At 74.0% G+C, this 25,403-nt stretch carries 20 protein-coding genes, 1 pseudogene and 1 riboswitch; of the genes and pseudogenes, 15 read left to right on the top strand and 6 right to left on the bottom strand.

All coding sequences use genetic code 11. The features are described 5' to 3' along the window. Positions 1-129: 129 nt before the first annotated feature. From BI06_RS30790 to BI06_RS30770, 5 genes are all read left to right on the top strand, one after another. Positions 130-777: an LmbU family transcriptional regulator gene (locus BI06_RS30790; protein WP_167349802.1), complete on the top strand. Its 648-nt coding sequence runs from the start codon at positions 130-132 to the stop codon at positions 775-777. A 392-nt stretch (positions 778-1,169) separates the two neighbouring features. After that, positions 1,170-3,119, top strand: a complete 1,950-nt coding sequence (locus tag BI06_RS30785; protein ID WP_233290335.1) for an NAD(P)-dependent oxidoreductase — start codon at positions 1,170-1,172, stop codon at positions 3,117-3,119. A gap of 116 nt (positions 3,120-3,235) precedes the next feature. Beyond that, on the top strand, positions 3,236-5,104 hold the full coding sequence (gene asnB, locus BI06_RS30780; RefSeq protein WP_043472941.1) for an asparagine synthase (glutamine-hydrolyzing): 1,869 nt from the start codon (positions 3,236-3,238) through the stop codon (positions 5,102-5,104). Between the two features lie 116 nt (positions 5,105-5,220). Continuing rightward, positions 5,221-6,444, top strand: coding sequence for an MFS transporter (locus BI06_RS30775; protein ID WP_043472938.1), 1,224 nt, complete (start codon positions 5,221-5,223; stop codon positions 6,442-6,444). A 131-nt stretch (positions 6,445-6,575) separates the two neighbouring features. After that, positions 6,576-7,889: a UDP-glucose/GDP-mannose dehydrogenase family protein gene (locus BI06_RS30770; protein WP_043472936.1), complete on the top strand. Its 1,314-nt coding sequence runs from the start codon at positions 6,576-6,578 to the stop codon at positions 7,887-7,889. A 64-nt stretch (positions 7,890-7,953) separates the two neighbouring features. On the opposite strand, the gene BI06_RS30765 is transcribed toward BI06_RS30770, so the two are convergent. From BI06_RS30765 to BI06_RS30740, 6 genes are all read right to left on the bottom strand, one after another. Continuing rightward, positions 7,954-8,985 (bottom strand): ABC transporter substrate-binding protein, encoded by a 1,032-nt coding sequence (locus tag BI06_RS30765; RefSeq protein WP_030398364.1) that lies wholly within the window; start codon positions 8,983-8,985, stop codon positions 7,954-7,956. 129 nt (positions 8,986-9,114) lie between these two features. After that, positions 9,115-9,699: an ABC transporter permease gene (locus tag BI06_RS30760; protein ID WP_244215774.1), complete on the bottom strand. Its 585-nt coding sequence runs from the start codon at positions 9,697-9,699 to the stop codon at positions 9,115-9,117. A 326-nt stretch (positions 9,700-10,025) separates the two neighbouring features. Then, on the bottom strand, positions 10,026-11,270 hold the full coding sequence (locus BI06_RS30755; RefSeq protein WP_051742177.1) for an MFS transporter: 1,245 nt from the start codon (positions 11,268-11,270) through the stop codon (positions 10,026-10,028). Continuing rightward, positions 11,267-12,079 (bottom strand): LLM class F420-dependent oxidoreductase, encoded by an 813-nt coding sequence (locus tag BI06_RS30750; RefSeq protein ID WP_043472932.1) that lies wholly within the window; start codon positions 12,077-12,079, stop codon positions 11,267-11,269. Before BI06_RS30750 ends, BI06_RS30755 begins: the two co-directional genes overlap by 4 nt. Positions 12,080-12,169: 90 nt before the next feature. Continuing rightward, positions 12,170-13,189 (bottom strand): zinc-binding dehydrogenase, encoded by a 1,020-nt coding sequence (locus BI06_RS30745; protein ID WP_043472929.1) that lies wholly within the window; start codon positions 13,187-13,189, stop codon positions 12,170-12,172. A 210-nt stretch (positions 13,190-13,399) separates the two neighbouring features. Next, positions 13,400-14,089, bottom strand: a complete 690-nt coding sequence (locus tag BI06_RS30740) for a DUF402 domain-containing protein (protein WP_233290333.1) — start codon at positions 14,087-14,089, stop codon at positions 13,400-13,402. A 392-nt stretch (positions 14,090-14,481) separates the two neighbouring features. Next, a riboswitch (FMN riboswitch) is annotated at positions 14,482-14,612 on the top strand. Positions 14,613-14,759: 147 nt separating this feature from the next. Here BI06_RS30740 and ribB point away from each other — a divergent pair. The 10 genes and pseudogenes from ribB to BI06_RS30690 form a co-directional block, all read left to right on the top strand. Beyond that, a pseudogene (gene ribB / locus BI06_RS30735) lies at positions 14,760-15,455 on the top strand (3,4-dihydroxy-2-butanone-4-phosphate synthase); the annotation flags it as partial. 239 nt (positions 15,456-15,694) lie between these two features. Continuing rightward, complete coding sequence (locus BI06_RS30730) at positions 15,695-15,937, top strand: acyl carrier protein (protein ID WP_043472926.1); 243 nt, start codon at positions 15,695-15,697, stop codon at positions 15,935-15,937. Positions 15,938-15,940: 3 nt separating this feature from the next. Beyond that, on the top strand, positions 15,941-17,194 hold the full coding sequence (locus BI06_RS30725) for an acetyl-CoA carboxylase biotin carboxylase subunit family protein (protein ID WP_107113425.1): 1,254 nt from the start codon (positions 15,941-15,943) through the stop codon (positions 17,192-17,194). A 113-nt stretch (positions 17,195-17,307) separates the two neighbouring features. After that, positions 17,308-18,579, top strand: coding sequence for an MFS transporter (locus BI06_RS30720; RefSeq protein WP_051742175.1), 1,272 nt, complete (start codon positions 17,308-17,310; stop codon positions 18,577-18,579). Positions 18,580-18,588: 9 nt separating this feature from the next. After that, positions 18,589-19,455, top strand: coding sequence for an isocitrate lyase/phosphoenolpyruvate mutase family protein (locus BI06_RS30715; protein WP_030398374.1), 867 nt, complete (start codon positions 18,589-18,591; stop codon positions 19,453-19,455). Between the two features lie 50 nt (positions 19,456-19,505). Beyond that, a complete protein-coding gene (locus BI06_RS30710; RefSeq protein ID WP_037782877.1) occupies positions 19,506-20,327 on the top strand; it encodes a transketolase in 822 nt (273 codons plus the stop codon). Then, positions 20,311-21,243 carry a transketolase family protein gene (locus BI06_RS30705; protein ID WP_030398376.1) on the top strand — a complete coding sequence of 311 codons (933 nt, stop codon included), beginning with the start codon at positions 20,311-20,313 and terminating at the stop codon, positions 21,241-21,243. The genes BI06_RS30710 and BI06_RS30705 overlap by 17 nt, the downstream gene beginning before the upstream one ends. Beyond that, positions 21,240-23,012 carry a thiamine pyrophosphate-binding protein gene (locus BI06_RS30700; protein ID WP_043472922.1) on the top strand — a complete coding sequence of 591 codons (1,773 nt, stop codon included), beginning with the start codon at positions 21,240-21,242 and terminating at the stop codon, positions 23,010-23,012. The genes BI06_RS30705 and BI06_RS30700 overlap by 4 nt, the downstream gene beginning before the upstream one ends. Beyond that, the gene (locus tag BI06_RS30695) at positions 23,005-24,309 is read left to right on the top strand and encodes a condensation domain-containing protein (RefSeq protein ID WP_030398378.1); all 1,305 of its coding nucleotides are present in this window, start codon (positions 23,005-23,007) and stop codon (positions 24,307-24,309) included. Before BI06_RS30700 ends, BI06_RS30695 begins: the two co-directional genes overlap by 8 nt. Further along, a complete protein-coding gene (locus tag BI06_RS30690) occupies positions 24,306-25,277 on the top strand; it encodes a phytanoyl-CoA dioxygenase family protein (RefSeq protein ID WP_030398379.1) in 972 nt (323 codons plus the stop codon). Before BI06_RS30695 ends, BI06_RS30690 begins: the two co-directional genes overlap by 4 nt. The last annotated feature ends 126 nt before the right edge of the window (positions 25,278-25,403 follow it).

Below are 25,403 nucleotides of genomic sequence, written 5' to 3'. Positions count from 1 at the left end.
CGGGCGGGGGCGGGTGGGGGAGGGAGTGGGAGGAGAGGGTGGGGGGATCTCCAGGTTGGTCTAGACCTTGAAGCGGTGCCGTTCGTTCCTCAAAATGATCGACTGTTGCTGAACAACGGGGAGGACAGCATGCGAAGGGCGGATCGGTCGGACGACGTGGGGATTCTGGGAAGACGTACCGGGAGGAGTCCGGAACTCTCCCGGGACCAAACCTCACTCGCTCTCCCGGCACGGCTCCCGATCGACGCGTGGATGCGCATCGGGCAGGCTCTCGGGGCCGCGGCGGATTCCGCCACCTGGTGGCTCGGCGACTGGCTGGTCTACGGCCAGGACCGTTATCCGGAACGCTACCGGAGGGCCATCGACGAAACCGCGCTGGATTACCAGACGCTGCGGAACTACGCCTGGGTCGCCCGGAAGTTTCCGGCGGTCCGCCGTCGGCCGGCCCTGAGTATGCAGCACCACGCCGAGGTCGCCTCGCTCGATCCCGAAGTGCAGGACAACTGGCTCGACCGGGCCCAGCAGGGCGGCTGGTCCCGCAACGAACTCCGGCGCCGGATCCGCACTGCGGCCAATCCGGGCACGGGCGCGCGATCCATCGCCGTCGAACTCAGGCTCGCCGTGACACAGGCCCGGCGCGGACTCTGGGAGGACGCCGCCGACGCCGCCAACCGCGATCTGTCCGCCTGGGTGCTGGAAGTCCTGGACGCGGCCGCCCGGCGGGGCACGGAGGAGCGCGCGGAGCGCGACCGGATGCGGATCGCCGAGGCGGGCTGACTCCGCCCGCCACCTCGACGGATGTTGACGCGGCGAATTTCCCGGCCATTCGACGAATCGGGTCGGAGGGCGGCGGAACGGCGAACGCCCGGTCGTCCTCGGGCCCGTGAATCAGGAATCAGCAATACGGGATCCGGATTCAGGGATCGGGCGCAAGGGATCAGGAACAAAAAACCAGCCGCAAGGAATCGTGACGGCGGGACGCGCGGTGGAGCGGCGGAATGAAACCGCCGTGATCCGCCGTGATCCGCCGTGTCCGCGCCGTACGGGCGTGGTGAATTCCCGTGGCCCCAGGGATCCGGTCGTGAAAACCGACACGGACCCCGATCCGGTCGGTATTCCGGACCCACCGGACCCACCGAAACCCCAACCCCCCACAGCGAGGTACTTCGATGGATGATGCCAGTAACGCCCCGGCCCAGGTGCGGCTGAGCGGCGCGGTGATGAGCCACCCCCGGCGCGCGGAGGAGGCCCGGCGGATCGCCGAGGCCGATCCGCTGGGCCGCGTCCTGGTGATCACGGACCCCGAGCCGGACGGCCGTCCGACCGCCCTCCGGGTGGCGCCGCTCTCGTGGTCCTGCGTGGCGCCCGACGCCACCCACCACCTGGTGCTGCAGGACGACGTGGTGTTCGCCGAGGGGTTCTTCGAGCACGCCGAGCGCGCCGCCGCGGCGGCGCCCGGTGAGGCGATCTCCCTCTACGCGGGCTGGGACTCGCGCAACGGCGCCGTCGCCCGGCTGGCCGCGCTGGTCGGTGCGCCCTGGGCGTACACCCTCCAGGAGCATGTGCCCTGCCAGGCGCTGATCCTGCCCGCCGAGGCCGCCCGCGGCTACGAGGCCTTCCAGAAGGAGCACGGCGGCGGCTGGCCCTACGACGTGGTGGTGCAGCGCTACTTGAACGCGATCGGCATGCCGGTGCGCTTCTGCACCCCCAGCACCGTGCAGCACGACGACCTGCCCAGCCTCGCCGGCAACACCTACCACGGCTTCCGCCAGGCGACCCTGTTCACCGGCGAGGCCGGTCCGGTGGACGCCGAGGGGCCGTGCCCGCGGTTCCCGGTGGTGCCCTTCTACCAGTACGGCGAGGCCCGCTGCGCCGTCCTCCGGGGCACCGAGTGGGAGTACCTGGAGACCGAGCGGCAGCTCGCCCGCACCGGGCTGCTGGACGCCTGCCTGGCGGCGCTGGACGCCGCCGGGCCGGACGCCGCGGCCGGGCTCCTGGAGGGTTCCGGTCGGCCCGTGTGGCTGACCGCGTTCGCGCTCGGCGTCGTCACCGCCGACCGGCCGGAGCCGGACCCGCGGATCGCCGCCGCCGTCCTGGAGAGCCTCGGGACGGGCGGGCTGTGCCAGGAGTACACCGTCGCCGAACTGCTGGCGGTGGTCACGGCGGTGCGCGACTTCGCGCTGACCGCCCTCGCCGCCGGCCGCCGCGCCGGGGCCGACCCGGCCGTCCGCACGCCCCGTCCGGTTCCGCTCGCCCGGGTGGCCGTCACCGGCGGCGACGCCGACTTCGCCCGGCAGTTGGCCCGGTTGCTCGCCGACGGGGGCCACGACGCGGTGCACCCGGCCGGGCGGCCGTCCGCCGGGGACCTCGACGGCGTCCGGTACGTGGTGCACCTGGGCCGCCCCGAGGACGAGGAACTGCTGGCCGAGGTGCTCGCCGCCGCCGCCAAGGCCGGGGTGGAGCGGGTGGTCTACGCCGGTTCCTCGGCCGTCTACCGGGGCAGCCGCGAACGGACCGTCACCGAGGAGCTTCCGGCCGCCGCCCCGGCGGACCCGGTGGCCTTGGGCTGGTGGCGCGAGGAGCGGGCCGTCCTGGCCTGGGGCGCGGAGCACGGCGTCGCCGTGCAGGTCCTGCGCCTCGCCGACCCGGTCGGCCGGTACGCGCCGGAGGACAGTCCGCTGGTGCGGTGGGTGAACCTGGCCTGGACCCGGCGCCCGCTCGCCCTGAACCCGCTGGGCCGCCACCAGGTGCTGGACAACCGCGACCTGGCCGACGCGCTGCGCGCCGTCCTCGCGGCCCCGCCCGCGCAGCCGGTGCTCAACGTCGCCTCGGCGGCCTTCGACGAGCAGGAGCTCGCCGGGTTCCTGGCCGATGTGTCGCGCCGCACGCCCTGGGAGTGGATCCAGGACCCGACGGTCGACCGCTGGACCATGGCGACCGGGCTGATCGGGGCCGAACTCCACTGGCAGCCCTCGGCGGAGCTCCGCGAGAGCATGCGCGCCCTCGCCCAGTGGTGGGCCTGCGACATCCACGGCGACTACACCGTGCCCGCCGACCGGACCGCCTCCGCCGACCGGACCGCCCCCGCCGCCCCGAGCGGGTCCGACGCGCGGGCGTGACCGTACCGGCCGGCGGCGCCCCGTCCGGCGCCGCCGGCCACCCCGCCGCCCCCGCAGCCCGCCCCCGCTGTCCGTCAGCGCAACCCACCCGCCACCGCCCACCCCTGGAGTACCGCATGTCCGCCATAGCCGGCTGGGTCGACTTCTCGCACGGCACCCCCTCCCACGGCACCGCCGACACCCGCGACACCGCGGACGGGCAGGAGGTCGTCCGGGCCATGACCACGGCACTGGCCGGGCGCGGCCCCGACGGCGAGGGGCTGTGGAGCTCCGCGCACGCCGCCCTCGGCCACCGCCGCACCGCCCGCGACCCGCACCCGCAGCCGCTCACCGCCCCCGGCGACACCGGCCCGCTCGCCGTGCTCTCCTTCGCCGGCCACCTCACCAACGCCCGCGCGCTGCGCGACCGCCTCACCGCCGCCGGGCACCGCGCCGTCACCGGCGGTGAGGCCGAGGCCGTGCTCCAGGCGTACCTGGCCTGGGGCGAGGACTTCGTCACCCGGATCGAGGGCACCTACGCGCTCGCCCTCTGGGACCCGCGCCGGGAGGAACTGCTGCTGGTCCGCGACCGGATGGGCGTCAAGCCGCTCTTCTGGGCGGCCACCCCGGACGGCGTGCTCTTCGGCTCCGAGCCCAAGGCCGTGCTCGCCCACCCCGGCTTCCGGCCCGTCCTCGACGCCGACGGTCTGCGGGACATCCTCTCCGTCGCCCGGGTGCCCGGCCACGCGGTCTTCCGCGGTCTGCGCGAGGTCCTGCCCGGCGCGCTGCTGCGGGTCGGCCGCTCGGGCGCGACCGAGCGGCGCTACTGGCAGCTGCGGGTGGCCGGCCACCCCGACGACCTGGGCACCACCGTGGACACCGTGCGCGCGCTGCTGGAGGACGCGGTCGCCCCGCACCTGGACGGCGGGGAACCGCCCTGCTCGCTGCTCTCCGGCGGCCTCGACTCCAGCTCGCTCACCGCGCTGGCCGCCGCCCTCGCCCGCCGCCGGGGCAGCGGCCCGATCCGCTCGCTCGCCGTCAACGACCAGGAGCCGGGCGCGGACGGCGCCGCCGCGCAGGGCAACGAGGACCACCGCTACGCCCGGCTGATGGCCGAGCACGCCGGCACCGAGCACGGCGAGATCTCCCTGGCCGGCCTGGACCTGCTCGACCCCGCGCTGCGCGCCTCGGTGCTCGCCGCCTACGACATCCCGATCAACAAGGGCGACCAGTACGCCTCGCTGCGGCTGCTGTTCGGCGAGGCGCGCGGGCACGCCGCCGTCGCGCTGTCCGGCGAGTGCGGCGACGACGTCTTCGGCGGCTACAACTGGAACCGGCTGCCGGAGTGGATCGCCTGCCCGACCTTCCCGTGGGTGGCGGAGAACCGGCCGCGCTTCCTCGGCACCGACGTGCTCTTCGACGCCGGACTGCTCGGCAAGCTCGACCTGGCCGGCTACGAGCGGGACTGCCACCGGGACGCCGTCGCCGAGATCGCCGCCGCCGAGGTGGTCGCCGACCCGGTCGAGGCCCGCTACCGCGAGGTCACCTACCTCGCGCACACCCGCCACACCCGGGTGCTCTTCGACCGGCTGGACCGCCTCGGCAGCGCCGCCGGGCTCGACATCCGGGTGCCGTTCGCCGACCCCCGGCTGGTCGAGTACACCTTCAACATCCCCTGGGAGATGAAGGCGTTCGACGGCCGGGAGAAGAGCCTGCTGCGGGCGGCGATGAAGGACCTGCTGCCCGAACCGGTGGCGATGCGGATCAAGACGCCGTACCCCAACCTGCGGGACGCCGGCTACGACCGGGTGCTGCGGGAGCGGCTGGCCGGGGTCGCCCTGGACCCGGACAGCCCGGTCGCCCCGCTGCTCTCGCCCGGGATCCGGGCTGCGGTGGCCCGCGACGGCGCGGACGCCCTGGTCGCGGGGGTCGGTCGCGCCGCGCTGGAGACCGCCCTGCAGACTGACGCCTGGCTGCGCGCGTACCGGGTCGAGCTCGCGCTCTGAACCGGCGCCGACGCCCCCCGCCCCCCGCCGCCTCCCGGCGCCCGCAGCCGCCGGAACAGCGCCCCCGCCCGACCCCGAGCACCCGCCCGCCCCGGCGGACGTCCCGAAGGAGCCCCATGGCCGCGACCCTGGCCGCGCCGACCGCCCCGCCGGCCCGCCTGTGGACCCGCAACTTCGGGTTCTACTTCACCGCCCGCACCATGGCGGTGCTGGGCGACACCATGATTCCCGTCGCGACGGCCGTGGCGATGCTCTCGCTCGGCTTCGGGGTGGGCGCGGTCGGTGTCGCGCTGGGCGCCTGGATGGGGGCGTTCGCCCTGTTCGTGGTGTTCGGCGGGGTGTTCGCCGACCGCTTCCACCCCCGGCCGCAGATGATCGCCGCCGACGGGGCGCGCGGCGCGATCCAGGCCGGCCTGGCGCTCTGCCTCTGGCTCGGCCACCCGGCGCTGTGGCTGCTGGTCCTCGCCTCGGTGCTCGGCGGGCTCGCCACCGCGATGTTCCAGCCGGGGCTGACCAGCCTGGTCCCCCAGGTCGCCACCGACCCGCAGCAGGCCAACGGCGTGCTGCGGGTCAGCCAGGGCGTCGCCACCATGGCAGGCCCGGCCCTCGCCGGCACCCTGGTCGCCGTGGTCTCCCCGGCGTCGGTCTTCGCCGCGACGGCGGTCACCTTCGTGGTCAGCGGGCTCTGCCTGACGGCCCTGCGGCTGCCCCACGTCGAACCCGACCGCAGCGCCTCCACCCTGCAGAACCTGCGCGAGGGCTGGACGGAGTTCCGCTCCCGCTCCTGGCTGTGGTCGGTGATCCTGATCTGGTGGGTCCTCGGCGTCGCGGTCTGGGGCCCGATCACCCCGGTCGGCGCGGTCTCCATCATCGACGCCCACGGCAAGGCGGCCTTCGGCTGGGCGGAGAGCGCCTTCGGCGTCGGCTGCGTGCTCGGCGGCCTGGTCGCGATCCGGCTGCGCCCGTCCCGTCCGCTGTTCGGCGGGGCGGTGGCGATGCTGCTCTTCCCGCTGATGCCGCTGTCCGCCGCGCTGGTGCCGCCGGTGCCCCTGCTGATGGCGGGCTACCTGGTCAGCGGCATCGGGTGGGCGTTCTGGGGCGTCCAGTGGGCTACCTCGGTCCAGACCCGGATACCGGAGGACAAGCTCAACCGGGTCGCGGCCTACGAGATCGCCGGCTCCATCCTGGCCGTCCCGCTCGGCCAGGCCGTCGCCGGTCCGGTCAGCGGACTGGTCGGCGTGCACCGGCTGCTGTTCCTCGGCGCGCTGGTCGGCCTGGGCTGCGCCCTCGCGCTGCTCGCCGTCCGGCCCGTCCGCCGGTTGACCCGGGCCGTCGGCTGACCCGGGCCGTCGGTTGACCCGGGCCACAGCCCCCCCGGTCGGCCGGCCCCGTCCGCCGCCCCCCTCCGTCGGCCGGCCTCCCTGCCCCGTCCGGCAATGCCACGCACCCCACCAACGACAGGAGACCGACCGTGCGACACCGCCTGACGGTGATCGGCAGCGGCTACCTCGGCATCACCCACGCCGCCTGCATGGCCGAACTCGGCCACGAGGTCCTCGGACTGGACATCGACGAGGACCGGGTCCACTCCCTCAACCAGGGTGAACTGCCCATCCACGAGAAGGGATTGGGAGAACTGCTGCGCCGCAACCTGGCCGCCGGCCGGCTGCGCTTCGGCACCGACCCGAAGGAGGCCGCCGCCTTCGGCGACCTGCACTTCCTCTGCCTCGGCACGCCCCAGCGCAAGGACTCCGGAGCCGCCGACCTCTCCCAACTCGACTCCGCCGTAACCGCCCTGGCCCCGCACCTGGACCGGCCCTGCCTGGTCGTCGGCAAGTCCACCGTCCCGGTCGGCACAGCTGCGCGGCTGGCCGAGCGGCTCACCGCGCTGGCGCCCGCCGGGGAGGCCGTCGAACTCGCCTGGAACCCGGAGTTCCTTCGGGAGGGCCACGCGGTGGAGGACACCCTGGCGCCCGACCGGATCGTGCTCGGGGTGCGCCCCGGCCGGGCCGAGGGTCTGCTGCGCGACCTGTACGGGCCGCTGGGCGACATCCCGACCGTGGTCACCGACTACGCCACCGCCGAGTTGGTCAAGACCGCCGCGAACGCCTTCCTGGCCACCAAGATCTCGTACATCAACGCGATCGCCGAGGTGTGCGAGGCGGCCGGGGCCGATGTGGTGCGGCTGGCCGAGGCGCTGGGACACGACGAGCGGATCGGCCGGCGCTTCCTCGCCGCCGGTCTCGGCTTCGGCGGCGGCTGCCTGCCCAAGGACATCCGGGCATTCGTCGCCCGCGCCGAGGAGTTGGGCACCGGCGAGTCGCTGGAGTTCCTGCGGCAGGTGGACGCGATCAACCTGCGCCGCCGCAGCCGGGCCGTCGACCACGCCCGGGAGCTGGTGGCCGGCTCCTTCGCCGGCCGGAAGGTCGCCGTGCTCGGCGCCGCCTTCAAGCCCGAGTCGGACGACATCCGCGACTCGCCCGCGCTCGCCGTCGCGGCGGCGATCGCGCGCGAGGGCGGGCAGGTCGCGGTGTACGACCCGGCGGCCCTGGACAACGCCCGCAAGGCCTTCCCCGACCTGGCCTACGCCGCCTCCGCCGCGGCGGCCGCGCGCGGGGCCGAGGTGGTGCTGCTGCTGACCGAGTGGCGCGAGTTCGTGGAACTCGACCCGGCGGCCCTGGGCGAGGAGGTCGCGGTCCGGGCCGTCGTCGACGGCCGCAACGTGCTGGACCCGGAGGCGTGGCGCGCGGCCGGCTGGACGTACCGCTCCCTCGGCCGCCGCTGACCGGAGTGGGGGCCGAACCCGGTCGGACCCGGCCGGCCCCCACTGCGCCCGAACCGCCCGCGACCTACGGGAGGTACTCGTTGCTGAAGGCCTCGGCGGGGGTGGCGGGCTTCTCGATCAGGCCCTGCTCCTGCATGAAGGCGGCCATCCGGTCCCAGGTGGCCGGGTCGTTGAGGCCCGGCTTCCCGGTGGCGGGCGGCTGCATCAGCGGGGCGGTGGCGCGCAGGACGGCGAGGGCGGAGTCCTGCTGCTTCTGGTCGTTCATGCCCGGGATGTAGCTCTTGCTGATCGTCACCGCCTCGTCCGGGTGGTCGACGGTGTACTGCACACCGCGCAGCGTGGCCGCCACGAACTTGCGCACGTCGTCGCCGCGCTTGTCCAGGGTGGCCCTGGTGGCGCCGAGGCCGGCCGCGACCAGGGGCAGGGCCGAGGCGCCGCCGGTGCCCTCGACCGGGCGGACGGCCAGGCCGGCCTGCTGGAACTGGACGGCGTCGTTGTTGAGGTAGCCCATCACGGCGTCGACCTTCTTGCCGACCAGGGCGGCCTGCTGGGTGAAGCCGATGTGCTGGACGTCGACGTCCTTGGTGGTCAGTCCGCCGGCCTTCAGCTGGGCCAGCAGGCCGAAGTAGGTCTCGCCGTACGGGCCGGGGGTGCCGACGCTGTGGCCGCGCAGGTCCGCGATCGTGTGGATCGGGGAGTCCTGCGGCACCAGCATCGCCACCGGGTAGGTGTGGTAGAGGGTGGCGATGTCCACGACCGGCACGTCCTTGGCCCGGGCCTGGAGCATCTCGTCGCCGCCGGCGTACACCACGTCCTCCTGGCCGGCGGTCATGGCGCCGAACAGGTCGTCGGTGAAGCTGTGGTGACGAAGCGTCACCTTGAGTCCGGCCTCCTTGTAGAAGCCCTTGCTCTCCGCCACGTAGAAGGGGGCGAACTGGATGTTCGGGATGTAGGTGAGGCCGACGGTGACGGCGCCGCCGGACTTGCCGTCCGAGGACTTGGCGGCGGTCGGGTCGGAGGCGCAGGCCGAGAGCGTGGCGCTGCCCGCGAGGAGGAGGGCGAGCGCCCCGGCGGTGCGGGCGGTGGTCTTGGGCATGCGACAGTCCTTGTTCATAGGGATTCCGACGGGAACAGGAGCGGGAACAGACACGGGAGCAGACACGGGAACAGGAGCGGGAGGCGGTACCGGAGGAGCGGAGGAGCGGCCCCTACGGGGAGCCGGCGCTCAGCGGTCCACGGTCAGCTCGACCAGCCGGACGCTGCCGTAGGTGGCGGCGGCCAGCAGGGTGAGGGTGAGCAGCGAGACGAACAGGCCGGTGGAGTCGGCCTGGCCGCGCTGGACGGCGAGCAGTTGGCCGAGGCCCTCGCCGCCCATCACGAACTCGCCGACCACCGCGCCGGTGATGGAGAGCGTGCACCCGGTGCGCACCCCGGCGAGGATGCTCGGCAGCGCCAGCGGGAACTCGATGTGGCGCAGCATGCCCCACCGGCCCACCCCGTCGACCCGGGCGGCGTTGAGCACGTCGCGGTCGAGTTCGCGCAGGCCGAGCATGGTGTTGACCAGCATCGGGAAGAAGACCAGCAGCGCGCAGAGGATGGCGATCGGCAGCAGCCCGTAGCCGATCCACAGGGCGAGCAGCGGCGCGAGCGCCACCGCCGGTACGGCCTGGGAGGCGGCGAGGTAGGGCTGCAGGGCGCGGGCGGCGACGGTGCTGCGGGCCATCAGGTAGCCGAGCGGCAGGGCCGCCGCGATGCCCAGGCCGCTGCCGGCGGCGCTCTCCACGACGGTCTGCCAGGCGTAGCCGAGCAGTCCGCCGTCGGTGATCGCGTCGACGAAGGCCTGGCCGACGGTGCCGGGGGAGGGCAGGAAGAACGCGGAGACGGCCTTGGTCCGGGTGACGATGTCCCAGGTGCCCACCAGGACCAGGCCGAACACCAGCGGCGGCAGTACCGTCGCCAGGCGGCCGCTGGCCCTTGCGGACCGGCCGGGGCCGGTGGCCCGGGGCGCCGGTGCGGCGGCCGGTTCCGCAGGTGTCCGGTGGGCGGTCTTCAGCTCTGACACGGAAGCTCCGTTCGTCTCCCCGTACGCAGGGTGGGTGGTTCTGGCGCCGGGCTGCGGCCGGCTCGGTGCGCTCCTCATCGGGCCGCGCGGCGCAGCAGGAGGGTGACGGCCAGGACCGCCGCGGCGCCCGCGGCGAGAGCGAGCCAGCCGGTGCCGGTGCCGGTGGCCGTCACGACCGCGATGCCCAGCGGTGGCCCGACGGCCGTCCCCGTGCTCCAGGCCAGCGAGGACAGTGCACTGCCCCGGCCGAGCGAGGCGGGGCCCGAGAACCGTACCAGCAGCGGAAAGAACGCCGAGGAGTAGGCGATCTCGCCGATCGCGAAGAGCGCGGCGAAGGCGGCCAGCAGGGCGGTCCTGGCGGTGCCGTCGGTGGCCGTCGCGAGGGCGCCCGCGCCGAACGCGGCGCACCACAGCAGTGGCGCCGCGATCAGGGCGGCCTCCTCGGCCAGCGCTTCCAGGCGCCGGGCGACGGGGTGCTGGAGCAGCAGCAGGACGAGGGCGTTGCCGGCGGTGACCGCGCTGACGCCGGCCAGGCCGATGCCCATGCCGTGGTGCAGCAGCAGCGGGACGGTCGCCTCGATCTGGGTGAAGCCGGCGGTCGCGAAGAGCGCCTGGGCGAGCATCAGCAGGGCGATCGGACGGCTGCGCAGCAGTGCCCGGTAGCCCGGCGGGTCGGGTTCCCGGTCCGCCGCACCGCTGTCGGGCGCGGGAGGCACCTCGGACACGGCCGGCCGGCGCCGGTGGACCAGCAGGAAGAGTACGGCGAGCGGCACCGAGGCGGCGGCCGCCGCCTCGTACAGCCAGGGCAGCGTGCCCGCCGGGCGGCCGGCGGCGAGCAGCAGCCCGCCGCCGGTGGCACCCAGGCCCATGCCCGCGTTGGTCATCACATGGCGCAGCACGAAGGCGCGGCGCTGCCCCGCGGCCGGCACCAGGGCGGTGACCACCCCGGTGATGGCCGCGTACTGCAGGCCGTAGCCGACGCCCGCGAGCAGGCCGGCGGCCGTCACGGGCAGGCTGCCGCCCGCGACGCCGAGCAGCGCGTAGGAGAGGACCAGCGAGCTGGTGCCGACCGCGCCGACCGCCGCCGCGCTGCCCCGGTCGGCCCGGGGGCCGCCGAGGACCGCGGCGGCGCACCCGGCGGCCGCCATCGCCACGAAGTAGGTGCCGGCGCCGGTCCCGCCCAGCCCCAACTGGTCGCTGATGTAGATGCTGGTCAGCGGGAAGACCAGGCCGATGCCGGCGCTGGACGCCAGCAGGGCGGCCATCAGGCCGTGGAACCCGGCGCCGGGACGGCCGTCCGGCTGCCCGGTTCCGTTCATCGGCCGGCCAGGCCGTCGCGCAGGGCGAGCAGTTCGCGGACCGGGGCGAGGTCGAACGGGCCGGGGACGGAGACGATGATCTCGGTGGCGCCGGCCGCCGCGAACGCCTCGGCCAGGCCGGTCTGCGGGGCGTCGATCATCACGGTGCGGCCGATCTCGCGCGGGTCGCGGCCGACCTTCTCGCACCAGTCGTCGAGCAGGCCGCTGCGGCGGGCGAACTCGGCGACCGGGTCGGTGGAGTCCCAGCCGTACCAGTTCCACAGGTCGGCGTAGCGGGCGACGGCCTGGAGGGTGCGCTTCTCGCCGCCGCCGCCGATGAGGATCGGCAGCGGGCCGACGGGCGCGGGGTTGAGCCGGGTCAGCCGGTCGCGGATCGCGGTGACGGCTTCCTCGAAGGCGTCGATCCGGCCGCCGGGGCCGGGGAAGGGGTAGCCGTACTCGCGGTGCTCCTGCTCGAACCAGCCGGCGCCGACGCCGAGCACCAGGCGGCCGCCGCTGAGCAGGTCGACGGTGCGGGCCTGGTCGGCGAGCAGGTGGGGGTTGCGGTAGGCGGTGCAGGTCACCAGGGAGCCGATGGTGGCGCGGCTGGTCTCGACGGCCATCGCGGCCAGCAGCGACCAGCACTCGTAGTGACGGCCGTTGAGGTCGCCGGTCTGCGGCATGAAGTGGTCCCAGGTCCACAGCGAGTCGACGCCGAGTTCGTCGGCGGCGCGCCAGGCGGCCCGCAGGTCGGCCAGGTCGCAGTGCTGGGGGTGGAGCTGGGCGCCGATCCGCAGGGTGGGGCGGGTGGCGGCGGGGGTGGTGCTCATGGGGGGTCTCCTGGTGGTGCGGGTGCGGGTGGGTGTCCGACGCCTGGAGGGCGCCCGACGGGGTGTCAGGAGGGTGTGCGGGCAGGAGAGTCAGCGCGGTTCGACGAAGACCCGGAAGACCGGCGAACCGGAGCTCTCGGTCAGGGCCTTGTCCGTGTCCGCCAGTTCGTGGCGGGAGGTGACCAGCGGGGCCAGTCCTTCGGCGAGCGCTCCGCTGCGCAGCAGGGCGGCGGCGGCACGCCAGTCGGCGGGCTCCTGGCTGTAGGAGCCGGTCACGGTGAGCTGGCGGCGGTGCACCTCGTAGCCGGGCAGGACGGCGTCGGGGGTGTCGTGGGAGCCGCCGAAGAGGACCAGCCGGGCGCCGTCGGCCGCGGCGCGGAAGCCGGCGGCGATCGCCTCGCGGGAGGCGATGGTGACGAACACCACGTCGGCCTTGGGGAGTTCGGCGAGTTCCTCGGGCGTCACGGCGTGGTCGGCGCCGGCCAGCAGGGCCGCGCCGCGGCGGGCCTCGTCGGTCTCGATCACGGTGACCGAGCGGGCCTGGTGGTGCTGGGCGAGCAGCAGGTGCAGCCGGCCCATGAAGCCGCCGCCGATCACCGCGACCCGGTCGCCGGGCTGGAAGGAGCCGCGCCGGAACGAGTGCACCACGCAGGCCAGCGGCTCGCCCATGGCGGCGTGCAGCGGGTCGGCGTCGCCGACCGGCCAGGCGTGGGCGGCCGGCACCCGGACGTACTCGGCGAGTCCGGCGCCCATGCTGATGCTGCCGTCCGGCAGCAGACTGCCCTGCGGCGCCGCGCAGATGGCGCTGTTGCCGGAGCGGCAGTGGCGGCAGGTGCCGCAGCGGGTGAGCAGGTCCACGGTGACCAGGTCGCCGACGGCGGGGGCGTCCTCCAGTGCGGCGGCGCGCGCGCCGACCTGCTCGACGCGGCCGGAGACCTCGTGTCCGGCGGCCACGGGGTAGACGGGCATGGCGCCGGTGTAGAGCTTGGCCTCCATGGTGCACAGCCCGCAGGCGGCGATCCGGACGAGTACGTCGTCCTCGCCGATCTCGGGGCGCGGGGTCTCGCGGATCTCGACGGAGCCGGGGGAGGTCACCAGGGCTATGCGCATCGGTCGTTCCTTTCGCGGTGCTGTGGTGCTGCGGTGCTGTGGTGCTGATGCAGCGGTGTGGGCTGCTGCGGTGCGGACTGCCGCGTGCGCGCCGGCGCGGCATCGGGGTGCCGCGGTGCGGTGGCGCCGCGCTGTCGCGCTGCCGGGGCACGGGTGGTGCCCCGACGGGCCCGGGCGGTCGGGTGGACCGTCGGACGGCGGGGGGTCGGCTCAGGCCGGGGGAGGGGGAGCGGTCCACCGGGCGGCGGGTCGCCAGTGCGTCCACCGCTCGGTCCACCAGGTGTCGCCGCGGTCGATCCGGGCGGCGAGCCCGGCGGCCTCGGCGCGGACGGCGGCGGCCTGTGCGGGGGTGAAGCCGCCGGTGCGGGCGCGCTCCTCGAAGGCCTCGACGTCCTTCCAGCGGTACGGGCCGCCGTCGGCCGGGATCCAGAGGTCGAGTTCGTGGTCGAGGGTGTCGACGCCCTCGGCGGTGATCCGGTACGGGTCCTGGAAGTTGACGTACCAGCCGGAGAGTTCGTCGGTCTCCGGGTCGCGGAAGGCCCAGACGGCGTGGGCCTCGCCGGGGCGCTGCAGCTGCAGGACGCCGGGGCTGCGCCAGCGGTCGGCGACGGTGCTCCAGCCGTGCGGGCCCCAGCTGAACTCGCCCTCCCCGAAGGCGAGTCGGGTGTCGTGGGCCAGGTACACGGCGAGCAGGTCGGGTTCGTGGGCGACGACCCGGACGGGGTAGCTCAGCCAGACCCGCCCGTCCAGGATCTCCCGGCGCAGCACGATCTGACTCGGCGTCAGCAGCTCGTCGCCGGCTGCGGGCAGGGCTGTGCCGAGGCCGGTCGCCGGCCCGGCCGCGCCCCGGCCGGACGCGTCACCGACGGACGCGGTGGACGCGGTGGACGCGGTGGACACGGCTGACGTGGCTGACGCGGTGGGCGCGGCGGGCACGGCAAAGCGCCTCGGACCGCTCGAAGGATCGTGCATGAACGTCTTGCCCCCGTTTCGCAGTGCCGCCCCCGGAACGCGGGCGGCGAGACTCCGGCCCCCGCCGGAGTGCCGTGCGCCTGCCCCTCGGACCCCTTCCCCAGTGGTTCGACGCAGGTCGAACGGGGGTCGCTACTCGTGGGTAGGCATCGGCGGTCCGGATCTTAGGCACGCCCCCGGCGCATTGGCAATGCCCGCCGAACGGCGGGGTCGGGAACCCCCGATCGGCGGTGTGATGCAGCCCACGGCGCCGCCGGTTCACCGACGCCTTGTCAAGATCGCGGCAAGTGTGCGAGGTTGACGAGCGTTGTTCAAGACGTTTGCGCACTCCGGGGTCGGTGAAATTCCGAACCGGCGGTCACAGTCCGCGACCCGTCCGCCGCCAGCGGCCGGTTGACCAGGTGAAATTCCTGGACCGACGGTTAAAGTCCGGAAGGGAGGCAGTGCGCGGCGGGCAGGTTTTACCGATGGCCGGGGGGATTCCCGTCGGCCGGTCGGTCGCGGGCCGCTTTCCGCCGGAATGCGGTCGACGACCGCCCCTGCACGCCCATCTCCATCAGCCCCGGAAGTCCGCGCCCCGAGCGCGAGGAGAGTTCCGATGGGCCGCACCACGGGCACCACCACCACGGGCACGACCACCGCCGACGCGACCTCGTACGCGGTCGGCGACACCGAGCAGCCGTTCGACTCCGTCGAGTACGCGGTCGCGCAGATCGCGGCCGGCCGGGCGGTCGTCGTCGTCGACGACGAGAGCCGCGAGAACGAGGGCGACCTCGTCTTCGCCGCCGAGCTCGCCACCACCGAACTGGTCGCCTTCGCCATGACCGAATGCCGCGGGCTGCTCTGCGCCCCGATGACCGGCGCGGACCTCGACCGGCTGGAGCTGGACCAGATGGTCCGCGACAACACGGAGCACCACCGCACCGCGTTCACCGTCTCGGTCGACGCCGCGGCCGGCATCAGCACCGGCATCTCGGCGGCAGACCGGGCCCTGACCCTGCGCCTGCTGGCCGAGCCGGGCACCCGCCCGGCCGAGCTGGTGCGCCCGGGCCACGTCTTCCCGCTGCGGGCCGTCGACGGCGGTGTGCCGGCGCGTGCCGGACACACCGAGGCCGGGGTGGACCTGTGCCGGCTGGCCGGTCTGCGTCCGGCGGCGGCCATCTGCGAGATCGCGATGGCGGACGGCGCGATGGCCCGGCTGCCGGAGCTGCGGGAGTTCGCCCGCCGGCACGGCCTGGCGCTGATCTCCATCGCCGACCTGATCGAGCACCTGCGCACCGCCGGTGGTGCGGTCGAGGTCGGAGCGGCGCGGACGGCCGTCGTGGCGGTCGCCGGCTGATCCTGCCGGGAGACCGGCCGCAGGGGGGCGGTTCCGCCGGGAATTCCATTTCCGGGGCGGTGCCGTGATTCGCCCTGCCCGCAGGAATTCCGGCACCGACTCCGGTTAACCCGCTGTTCTCCCGGAATTGACAGTTCCGCAATCCTGCTCCAATAATCGATTCACGGATGCACGCCGACGGGGAGAGGCCTGGTATGTCCGACACCAGCACCACAGAAAAACTCAGAAGTATTTGGGAAGAAGTCCTCGGTACGCCGGTCGGCGACCTGGACGCCGATTTCTTCGATCTCGGCGGGGATTCCCTGCTGGCCCTCGCGATTTCCACCCGGGCCATTGAATCCGGTCTGGACATGCCCCGGTCGGCGGTGCTGCGCCGCAGCACCCTCCGGCAGCTCGCCGAGGCCGTCGAGGACCCACGACTCTTCGATCGCGCCTGAGCGATGGCCATCGTCGTCGTCTACGACCAGGGCTCGGCCTCGCCGCGCGAGGTGATCGCCCTGGGGCGCACGGCTCCGGTACTGGTCGCGCTGGCCGACTCCGAGCACGCCCGGCAGGTCGCCCCGCTGTTCGAGGAGAACTGCGCCGGCGTCGTCACACTGGCCGAGGGGGACGGGGCGGTCGTCGCCCGGCTGCGCGAGTACGGAGCCGCAGGCATCCTGACGTTCAGCGAACGGATGCTCGCCGACACCGCCCGGCTCGCCGGACTGCTCGGCCTGCCGTTCAACACCCCCGAAACCGTAAGGGTGTTGACCGACAAGGCGGCGCAGCGCCGGCGGCTCCGGGAGGCCGGGGTGGACGGTGTGCGCAGCGCGCTGCTCACCGACGCCGACGGCTGGCGCACCGCGCTGACCGAGGTGGGCCTGCCCGCCGTGGTCAAGCCGGTCCGCGGGGAGGGCAGCCGGAACACCGTCCTGGTGACGGATCCGGAGCACGGCGCCGCCGTGGTCGAGGAGTTCCTGCGCGCCGAACCGGCCCTGGTGGTCGAGGAGTTCCTGCAGGGGGCGGACTGCGCGCCGTTCGGGGACTACGTGTCGGTGGAGAGCGCCGTCACCCCCGGCGGGATCCGCCACTTCGCCGTCACCGGCAAGCTGCCGCTGGCACCGCCGTTCCGGGAGTCGGGGCAGTTCTGGCCCTCGCAGCTGGCCCCCGGGCCGGAGGCCGAGGTGGTCGAACTGGCCGACCGGGCGCTCCGGGCGCTCGGGGTCACCCACGGTCTGGTGCACACCGAGATCAAGCTGACGGCCGCCGGGCCCCGGCTGATCGAGGTCAACGGCCGCCTCGGCGGCGACCAGACCGATCTGGCCGCACGCTCCCTCGGGCTCGATCTCGTCGCGCTGGCAGGCGAGTTGGCGCTCGGCCGCGAGGTCGGGCCGAATCCGGCCCGCCCGGAGCGGGTGCACTTCCAGTACTACACCCCCGGTCCCACCGGGGGCGGCCGACTGACCCGGGTCGACGGCCAGGCCGCCGTCCGGGCGCTGCCCGGGGTCGACTCGTACCGGCTCTCGGTACGGCCCGGCACCGAGCTGGCCGCCGGGACGGCTACCACCCTGCTCGACATGCTGTGCGGCTCGGCCGCCGACCACCGGGGCATGACCGCGCTGGTGGAGCGGGCGGTCGCCCTGCTGGCCTACGAGTTCGTCGTCGACGGCCGGCCCGTGACGCGCACCGCCCGGGACCTGCTCGACCACCTCTGAGGCGTCCCGTCCGCGGGCGCCCCGGTGGGCCGTCGGCGCCGCCCCGCACCGCCGGGATCCGAAGGCCACGGCCTCGGCGTGCCCACCTCCGCGAACCACCCCCTGGATGACTCATGCCTACCATCGGCTCGGCCGCCGCCGGGTTCCTGAAGGAACTCGTCCCGGCGCCCGGGGCCGAGCGCCGCATGGGTGTGCTCACGCTCACCCAGTCGCTCGGTACCGGCCTCTTCCTGACCTCCAGTGCCATCTTCTTCACCAGGACCGTGGGCCTGTCCGCCGAGAGTGTCTCGGTGGCCATGTCGGCGGCCGGACTGTGCGGGTTCCTGGCCACCGTCCCGGGCGGGCGGGTCGCCGACCGGTTCGGTGCGCGGCGGCCGCTGGCGGCCAGTTACGGTCTGCTCGCGGTGCTGTTCGTCGGCTACGCCTTCGTCGAGGGTGTGGCCGCGTTCACGGCCGTGGCCTGCGCGATCGCGGTCTGCGAGACTGTCGGCAGCCCGCTGCGCGCGGCCCTGACGCACGCCCTGTTCGGCTCCGCCCGCTCCGCGGGGGTCCGGGCGAGGATGCGCAGCCTGTTCAATCTCGGCTTCACGGCCGGCGCCGGTCTGGCCGGGGCCGCCCTGGCGACGGACTCCCGGATCGCCTTCCTGATCGTGATCGCGGTCAATGTGGCGCTCCAACTGCTGTGTGCCATCATGGCGTTGGGCCTGCGGCCGGACGGACCCGAGGTGGTTCCGGCCACCGCGGGACGCTCCTGGGAGGCCTTCCGGGACCGCCGGTTCCTGCTGGCCACCGCGCTCTCCGGGATCCTGGAGCTGTTCCAGCCGGTGCTCGCGGTGGGCGTGCCGCTGTGGATCGTCAACCGCACCAGCGCCCCGGGCGCCCTGGTGGCGGCCCTGACGGTGGTCAACACCGTTCTGGTGGTGCTGCTCCAGGTCGCCGCGGGCAGGGGCTCGGACACCGTGTCCGGCTCCGGCCGGCTGCTGCTGCGGGCGGGTCTGCTGATGGCGCTGGCCTGCTGCCTGTTCGCCGGGTCCGGCGCCGCCGACACCTCGCTGGCCGTCGTCCTGCTGTTCGCCGGCACGGTCCTGATGACCCTGGGCGAACTCGCCCAGTCCGCCGGCGGCTGGGGGCTGTCCTTCACCCTGCCGCCCGAGGGCCGGATGGGCGAGTACCAGGGCGTGTTCGGGCTCGGCCGGGGCCTCCAGCAGTTCTTCGGGCCCGCCCTGGTGGTCATGCTCCCGCTCGGCATGGGCGCCGCGGGCTGGCTGCTGCTGGCCGGGGTGTTCGTGGTCTGCGGCCTGATCGCCCTCTGGGCCTTCGTCCGGGACGCCCCGCCGGCCGGCGTGTCCGACGAACCGTCGAATGAACCATCACCCATGACGTAGGAGCACCACGTGAGTCCCACCCCCCACAGCTACCCCTCCTTCCGCAGCGTCCTCGCGGACCACCCGCTGGTCCGGATCGCCGGCGCGCACTCGGCGCTCGGCGGCGTCATCGCCGAGCAGGTCGGCTTCCAGGCCGTCTGGGCCTCCAGCTTCGAGATCTCCGCCGCCCGCTGCCTGCCCGACGCCAGCCTGCTCAGCATGAGCGAGTACCTGGACGCGGCCGCGCACATCCAGAAGGCGCTCTCCGTCCCGGTGGTCGCCGACTGCGACACCGGCTTCGGCAACAGCATGAACGTGGCGTACATGGTGGCCGAGTACGAGCAGGCCGGCATCACCGCCGTCTGCATGGAGGACAAGATCTTCCCGAAGATGAACAGCTTCGCGGCGGCCGACCACAGCCTGCTCGACGTGAACGCCTTCGCCCACAAGATCGAGACGGCCAAGAAGTCCCAGCGCAGCGAGGACTTCTTCGTCATCGCCCGCACCGAGGCGATGATCAGCGGGCTGGGCGTCGACGAGGCGCTCAAGCGCTGCGCGGTCTACGCCGACGCCGGGGCCGACGCCGTCCTGGTCCACTCCAAGCAGGCCACCAAGGACGAGGTGCTCTCCTTCCTCGACCAGTGGGACGACCGCCTGCCGGTCGTCGTGGTGCCCACCACCTACCCCGACTGGCACGCCGACGAGGCCCGCGCGGCCGGCGTCTCCGCCGTCATCTACGCCAACCAGGGCCTGCGCGCCACCATCACCTCCCTGCGGTCCGCCCTCGGCTCGATCTACGAGACCGGGCACTCGGCCCACCTGGAGGACAGCATCGCCGGGGTCAAGGACGTCTTCGCGCTCCAGCGCCTGGACCAGTGGCAGGAGTTCACGGCCTGACCGCCGGGACGACCTCGACCACGACCCCGACCCACCGAAAGGATCAAGACTTGTCGTCGCAAGACGTGGCGCTGGTGCGCCGCCGGGCGGCACGGGCCCGAGCACTCGCGCTGACCACGGTCAGCACCGCCGGGACCGGCCACATCGGGGCGGACCTCTCCGCCATGGACATCCTCTGCGCGCTCCACTTCGGCGTGCTGCGCGGCGGCCCGGACGACCCGGACCGCGACCGCTTCATCCTCAGCAAGGCGCACGCCTCGGCCGCCATGTACAGCGTGCTCGCGCTCCGGGGCATCCTGCCCGAGGAGGAGCTCGCGACCTACGGAGCGGCTGACTCGCGGCTCAGCACGGTGGTCTCCACCCGGGTGCCCGGCATCGAGTTCAACACCGGCTCGCTCGGCCACGGCCTGTCGCTCGGCGTCGGCGCGGCCCTCGCCGCCCGGGTCCAGGGCTCCGGCCGCCGCACCTTCGTGCTCACCGGCGACGGCGAGCTCCAGGAGGGCAGCAACTGGGAGGCCGCGATGCTGGCGGCCTCGCGGGGGCTGGAGAACCTGGTCGTCATCGTCGACCGCAACCTCGCCCAGAAGGGCGCCAGCACCGAGGACATCAACGCCCTGGAGCCGCTGGACGAGAAGTGGCGCTCCTTCGGCTGGGCCGTGCGCACCGTCGACGGCCACGACGTCGAGGAACTGCTGACCGTCCTCGGCGGCGCGCCGCTGGAGCCGGGCCGGCCGACCTGCCTGATCGCCGCCACGGTCAAGGGCAAGGGCGTCTCCTTCATGGAGCGCAACCTCGAATGGCACAGCCGCCGACTGACCCCCGACCTTCTCGACCAGGCACTCCGGGAGCTTGAGCATGGCACCGACGACTGACTGCGCCGCCGCCTTCTCGGCGGCCCTGCTCGAACTGGCGCGCACCGACGAGCGGATCTGCATCGTCAACAACGACTCGGCCGAGACCCACTCGGCGCTCGGCTTCCAGGCCGAGCTGCCCGACCGCTTCGTCGACGTCGGCATCGCCGAGCAGAACCTCGTCGGCGTGTCGATCGGCCTGGCCAACGCCGGCCTGCGCCCGTTCGTCTACTCGGCCTCCTGCTTCCTGACCGCCCGGGCGCTGGAGCAGATCAAGAACGCCGCCTACACCAATGCCAACGTGGTGTTCTGCGGCTTCGTCAGCGGCCTCGCCTACGGCGCGCTCGGCGGCACCCACCACGCCGTCGAGGACCTCGCCTGGATGCGGTCGATCCCGCGGATGACCGTGCTCGCGCCGGCCACCCCGAACGACACCGTGGCCGCCCTGCGCGAGGCGATGACCCACGACGGCCCGGTCTACATCCGGATCGTCAGCAAGCTCGACACCCCGGAGCTGTTCCCGGCCGACCACACCTTCGCGTACGGCGGCTCGGTGCAGCTGCGCGAGGGCGAGGACGTCACCCTGGTCGGCACCGGCCTGCTCACCACCCGCCTGGTGGAGGCCGCGGAACTGCTCGCGGCCGACGGCGTCCGGGCCGGCGTACTGCACCTGGGCTCGGTCCAGCCGATCGACGCGGAGGCGATCGGACGGGCCGCGCGCCACAGCGGACGCCTGGTCGTCGCGGAGGACCACGTGCTCAACGGCGGCCTCGGCGGGGCGGTCGCCGAGACCGTCGTGCGCACCCACCCGGTGCCCGTGCTGCAGCTCGGCGTACCGAACGAGTACGCGCCGATCGGCCCGGCCGAGTTCCTCTACGAGCACTTCGGCCTGACCGCGCAGGGCGTGGCGAAGCGGGTGGCGCAGTGGCTGGCATGACCGTCACCGTGGCCGACTACACGGCCCGCTACCTGCACGCGCTGGGCGTGCGCACCTGCTACAGCCTCTCCGGCACCGGCTCCATCCACCTCGACCAGGCCTTCAGCCAGCAGTCCGGCCTGGTGACCATCTGCGCCCGGCACGAGACCGCGGCGGCGCTGATGGCCACCGGCGCGGCCAAGCTGACCGGCGAGCTCGGGGTGGCACTGGTCACCAGCGGCCCGGGCGCCGTCAACGCGCTGGCCGGACTGGTCGACGCCTACGCCGACGGCGTGCCCGTCCTGGTCGTCTCCGGCCAGGTCGAGACCCGGCACATGGAGGAGGGCGTGCGCTCCTTCGGCGTCCAGGGCTTCGGCGTGGTGCACAGCGCCCGCAGCATGACCAAGTACTCCGCGGTGGTGGAGCGCCCCGGCGACATCCGCCGCCACCTGGACGAGGCCGTCCGGCACGCCCTGGAGGGCCGCCCGGGCCCGGTCTGGCTGGACATCCCGCTGGACGTCCAGGCCGCGCTGGTCGACCCGGACGCCCTGGAGGGGGCCGAGCCGCCCGCCGCCGAACCGCGCGGCTCCGGCGCCCGGCAGACCGCCCGGCAGCTGATGACCATGCTGCGCTCCGCCGAGCGCCCGCTGATCGTCGCCGGCCAGGGCGTCCGGCAGGCCGACGCCGTGTCGGCCTTCCGGGCCGTGGTGGAGAAGCTGCGGATCCCGGTGGTCACCTCCCGGCTGGGCACCGACCTGCTGCCCTACGACTCGGAGTTCTGCTTCGGCCAGGGCGGCATCCGCGGCCGGCTCTACCCGGGGCTGATCATGGGCCGCTCGGACCTGGTGATCTCGCTCGGCTCCAGCCTCTCCACCGCCTTCGTCGGCGAGGACGCGGACGCCTTCGACCCGGAGGCCACCGTCGTCGCGGTCGACATCGACCCCTCGCAGCTGACCAAGAAGGGCGTCCGGGTGGACTTCCCGGTCTGCATGGACGTCGGCCGGCTGGTCGAGGCGCTCCAGGAGGAGGCGGCCGCACCCGCCGCCCCCGCCCACGAGGACTGGCTCGCCGAGTGCGCCGCGCTCAAGGCCGCCCACCCGACCGTCGGCGAGCAGCGGCCGGACGGACCGATCAACTCCTACCGGTTCGTCGACCGGCTGGAGGCGCAGACCGGCCCCGGCCACGTCTTCGTGGTCGACACCGGCAGCGCCTACTACGTCACCGGCCAGACCCTGGAGTTCACCGCCTCCCAGCGGGAGATCACCTCGGCCGCCTTCCTCAACATGGGCGCGGCCGTGCCGATGGCGGTCGGCGCGGCCTTCGCCCGGCCGGACGCCCAGGTGCTGGTGATCGTCGGCGACGGCGCGATCGAGCTCAACATCCAGGAACTCGCCACCATCAGCCAGTACGGGCTCGGCATCAAGGTGTTCGTGCTGAACAACGGCGGCTACGCCTCCATCCGCGAGTCGCAGGCCGCGCTGGTCGGGGGACCGGAGCTGGAGGAGCCCGAGACCCTCGACTTCTCCGCCGTCGCCACCGCGTTCCGGCTGCCGTACCGCACGCTGCGGCACACCGGCACCCTGGACGCCGACATCGCCACCGTGCTGGCCGAGGACGGACCGGCCCTGGTCGAGGTGATCTGCGACCCGGCGCAGCTGCTGCTGCGCCCGCTGCGGGCCGACGGCGGGCGCCGGGCCCACGACGGCGCCTCGATGGTCCGGGCCGGCGCGCCGGACGGGCTCCCGGCCCTCACGGACCTGGTCCGGGAGCGGGAGCTGAACCATGCGTGAGACCCTGCGGGCCTCCTGGAACCACCGGCACCGGCTCGGCCAGACCCGGGAGGACGCCGAACGGGGCGTGTTCAACCCGCACCACAGCACCCTGCCGCTGGTCCTGCACGGCACCCTCGACACGGCCGCGCTGAACCGCGCCTGGCACGCCGTGCAGCGCCGGCACCCGGCCCTGCTCAGCGGCTTCGACGCCGACCGGGCGCTGTGGCACGTCGGCGCCGCCGAGCCGCAGGACCTCCGGCGGCTGCCCGCCGGGGCGGACGAGGAGGCCGACCGGGCCGCGGTCCGTGACGCCGTGATCGAGCCCTTCGACCTGGTGAACGGGCCGGTCGCCCGGCTGGTGGTGCTGCCGCGCTCGCCGCGGGAGACGTACTTCGCGCTCGTCACCGAGCACATGGTGAGCGACGGCTGGTCGCTGAACGCCCTGATCCGGGACCTCGCCGTGCTCTACGGGCAGGAGGTGGGCGCGGCGGTGCCGCCGCTGCCGCCGGTCGAGCTGCCCTTCCAGGAGTTCGTCCGCCGGCAGAACCTCGCCGTCGACTCGCCGGCCGGGCGCGCCGCGCTCGCCCGGCTGGCCGCCCGGCTGGACGGCGTCGGCGCGATCCCGGCGATGCCGGTCGAGGGGTTCAGCGGCGCGACCGGCATCCGGTACGAGGAGAACGAGGACTTCGTCCGCCGACTGCCGGGCGAGCTGTGCCGCGACCTCGCCGCGGCGGCCCGCCCGCTGCGGATGACCGGCCTGAACCTCATGCACGCCGCGCTCCACCGGGCGCTGTACGAGCGCTCGGGCCGCCCGGTGGTCGCCACCACGCTGTCCACCGCCAACCGGGAACTGCCCGGACTCACCCACACCGTGGGCTGGTTCGCCAGCAAGACGGTACTGGCCAGCGAGCCCGGCCGGCACCCCGACCCGGTCGGGTACCTGCGGCACTTCCGCGAGCGGATCCTGACCACGCTCGACGACAGCGACCTGCCGTGGCCCGCCCTGATCGACCTGATGGACCCGCCGGCGCTCGGCCGGCAGGCCACCGTCCCGTACGTCACCTTCAACGCCCGGCCGCTCGCCATGCGCCGCAGCGTCGGCGAGATCGAGATCCCCGGCGTGCGGACCGCACCGCTGCGGATCTCCAACGGCTGGCACGACGCCGCGATCGCGACCTTCTGGGACGAGGACGAGGACGGCGTCACCGTGAACGTCATGTTCAAGACCGACTGGTACACCGCCCCCGACGTCCTGGCCCTGTGGGACGCCGTGGAGGCCCGGCTGCACCGGTGGGCCGAGGAGCTGCGCCCGTGACCGGCGCGCCCGTGCCCACCAACCCGTCGACGAGGGAGAACACCATGCAGGACACCGGCATGCACATCGCGACCGTTCGCGAGTCGACCGTCGAGACCGCCGTCGAGCGCGACTGGACGCCGCTCACCGACGAGCAGTTCGAGAGCTACGAGCAGAACGGCTACCTCCACCTCAAGGGCCTGTTCAGCCCCGAGGAGGTGGAGCGCGGCCTCGCCGTCATCGACGAGGTGGTCGCCGACGGCGCGCGGACCATCGAGAACCACGCCAGCTTCACCGACCGCGCCCACACCGTGCGGGTGCGCGACGCGGTGGCCCGCACCGCCGGCATGGACTACTTCCTCGACCACCCGAAGCTGGTCGGCCCGCTGATGTCGCTGCTCGCCGGCAGCGTCCAGCTGCTCGGCACCGAGATCTTCGTCCGCTCGCTCCAGGACGAGGCTCTGGAGTACTGGCACACCGACGGCGGCGAGTACCTGCAGCAGCTGCGGCTCGTCCACGGCAGCCCGAGCCTGCAGATCAAGGCGCAGGTGTTCTTCACCGACACCACGAAGTCCGACAGCGGCAACTTCCTGCTCGTCCCCGGCAGCCACCGCAAGGTGCCGACCGACCGGACGGCGCTCTGCTACATCGAGGAGCTCGACGAGCCGCTGCGCCAGGGGGTGCTGCCCGACGACGCCCTGGAGGTCAAGGCCGCGCCGGGCGACGTGCTGATCTTCCCGTACTCGCTGTGGCACGCGGTGGCGCCCAACAAGGTCCAGGAGCGCAAGACCTTCATCCTGCGCTACGGGCACCTCTGGCACCGTCCGCACGACTACCTCCAGCAGCCCGCCGAGGTGCTGGACCGGATGTCGCCGCGCCTGCGCCGGATGTTCGGCGACTTCGGCGACCAGGTCCACCCCACCGACTACTACAAGCCGGTCGACCAGGGTGACGTGATGGCGGTCGGTGGCAACCATGCAGCTGTCTGACCAGCCCGACCTTGTGGCCGGCGCCCGGTCGCTGCCGGAGCTGTTCGCCCGCGTCGCCGCCGTGCGCGGCGACGCGGCGGCGGTGGCCGGCGGCGGCGAGCGGCTCGGCTACGCCGAGCTCGACCG

It is taken from the genome of Kitasatospora sp. MBT66, assembly GCF_000710405.2.
Taxonomy (GTDB): domain Bacteria; phylum Actinomycetota; class Actinomycetes; order Streptomycetales; family Streptomycetaceae; genus Kitasatospora; species Kitasatospora purpeofusca.
This window is presented reverse-complemented; position numbering and strand designations above follow the sequence as displayed.

Excerpts from the sequence above, each read along its gene's own strand:
- BI06_RS30695 (WP_030398378.1), top strand. The coding sequence starts at position 23,005 with ATGCGTGAGACCCTGCGGGCCTCCTGGAACCACCGGCACCGGCTCGGC.
- BI06_RS30725 (WP_107113425.1), top strand. The coding sequence starts at position 15,941 with ATGGCCATCGTCGTCGTCTACGACCAGGGCTCGGCCTCGCCGCGCGAG.
- BI06_RS30785 (WP_233290335.1), top strand. The coding sequence starts at position 1,170 with ATGGATGATGCCAGTAACGCCCCGGCCCAGGTGCGGCTGAGCGGCGCG.
- BI06_RS30730 (WP_043472926.1), top strand. The coding sequence starts at position 15,695 with ATGTCCGACACCAGCACCACAGAAAAACTCAGAAGTATTTGGGAAGAA.
- BI06_RS30720 (WP_051742175.1), top strand. The coding sequence starts at position 17,308 with ATGCCTACCATCGGCTCGGCCGCCGCCGGGTTCCTGAAGGAACTCGTC.
- BI06_RS30765 (WP_030398364.1), bottom strand. The coding sequence starts at position 8,985 with ATGCCCAAGACCACCGCCCGCACCGCCGGGGCGCTCGCCCTCCTCCTC.
- BI06_RS30775 (WP_043472938.1), top strand. The coding sequence starts at position 5,221 with ATGGCCGCGACCCTGGCCGCGCCGACCGCCCCGCCGGCCCGCCTGTGG.
- BI06_RS30750 (WP_043472932.1), bottom strand. The coding sequence starts at position 12,079 with ATGAGCACCACCCCCGCCGCCACCCGCCCCACCCTGCGGATCGGCGCC.
- BI06_RS30790 (WP_167349802.1), top strand. The coding sequence starts at position 130 with ATGCGAAGGGCGGATCGGTCGGACGACGTGGGGATTCTGGGAAGACGT.
- BI06_RS30745 (WP_043472929.1), bottom strand. The coding sequence starts at position 13,189 with ATGCGCATAGCCCTGGTGACCTCCCCCGGCTCCGTCGAGATCCGCGAG.
- BI06_RS30700 (WP_043472922.1), top strand. The coding sequence starts at position 21,240 with ATGACCGTCACCGTGGCCGACTACACGGCCCGCTACCTGCACGCGCTG.
- BI06_RS30755 (WP_051742177.1), bottom strand. The coding sequence starts at position 11,270 with ATGAACGGAACCGGGCAGCCGGACGGCCGTCCCGGCGCCGGGTTCCAC.
- BI06_RS30705 (WP_030398376.1), top strand. The coding sequence starts at position 20,311 with ATGGCACCGACGACTGACTGCGCCGCCGCCTTCTCGGCGGCCCTGCTC.
- asnB (WP_043472941.1), top strand. The coding sequence starts at position 3,236 with ATGTCCGCCATAGCCGGCTGGGTCGACTTCTCGCACGGCACCCCCTCC.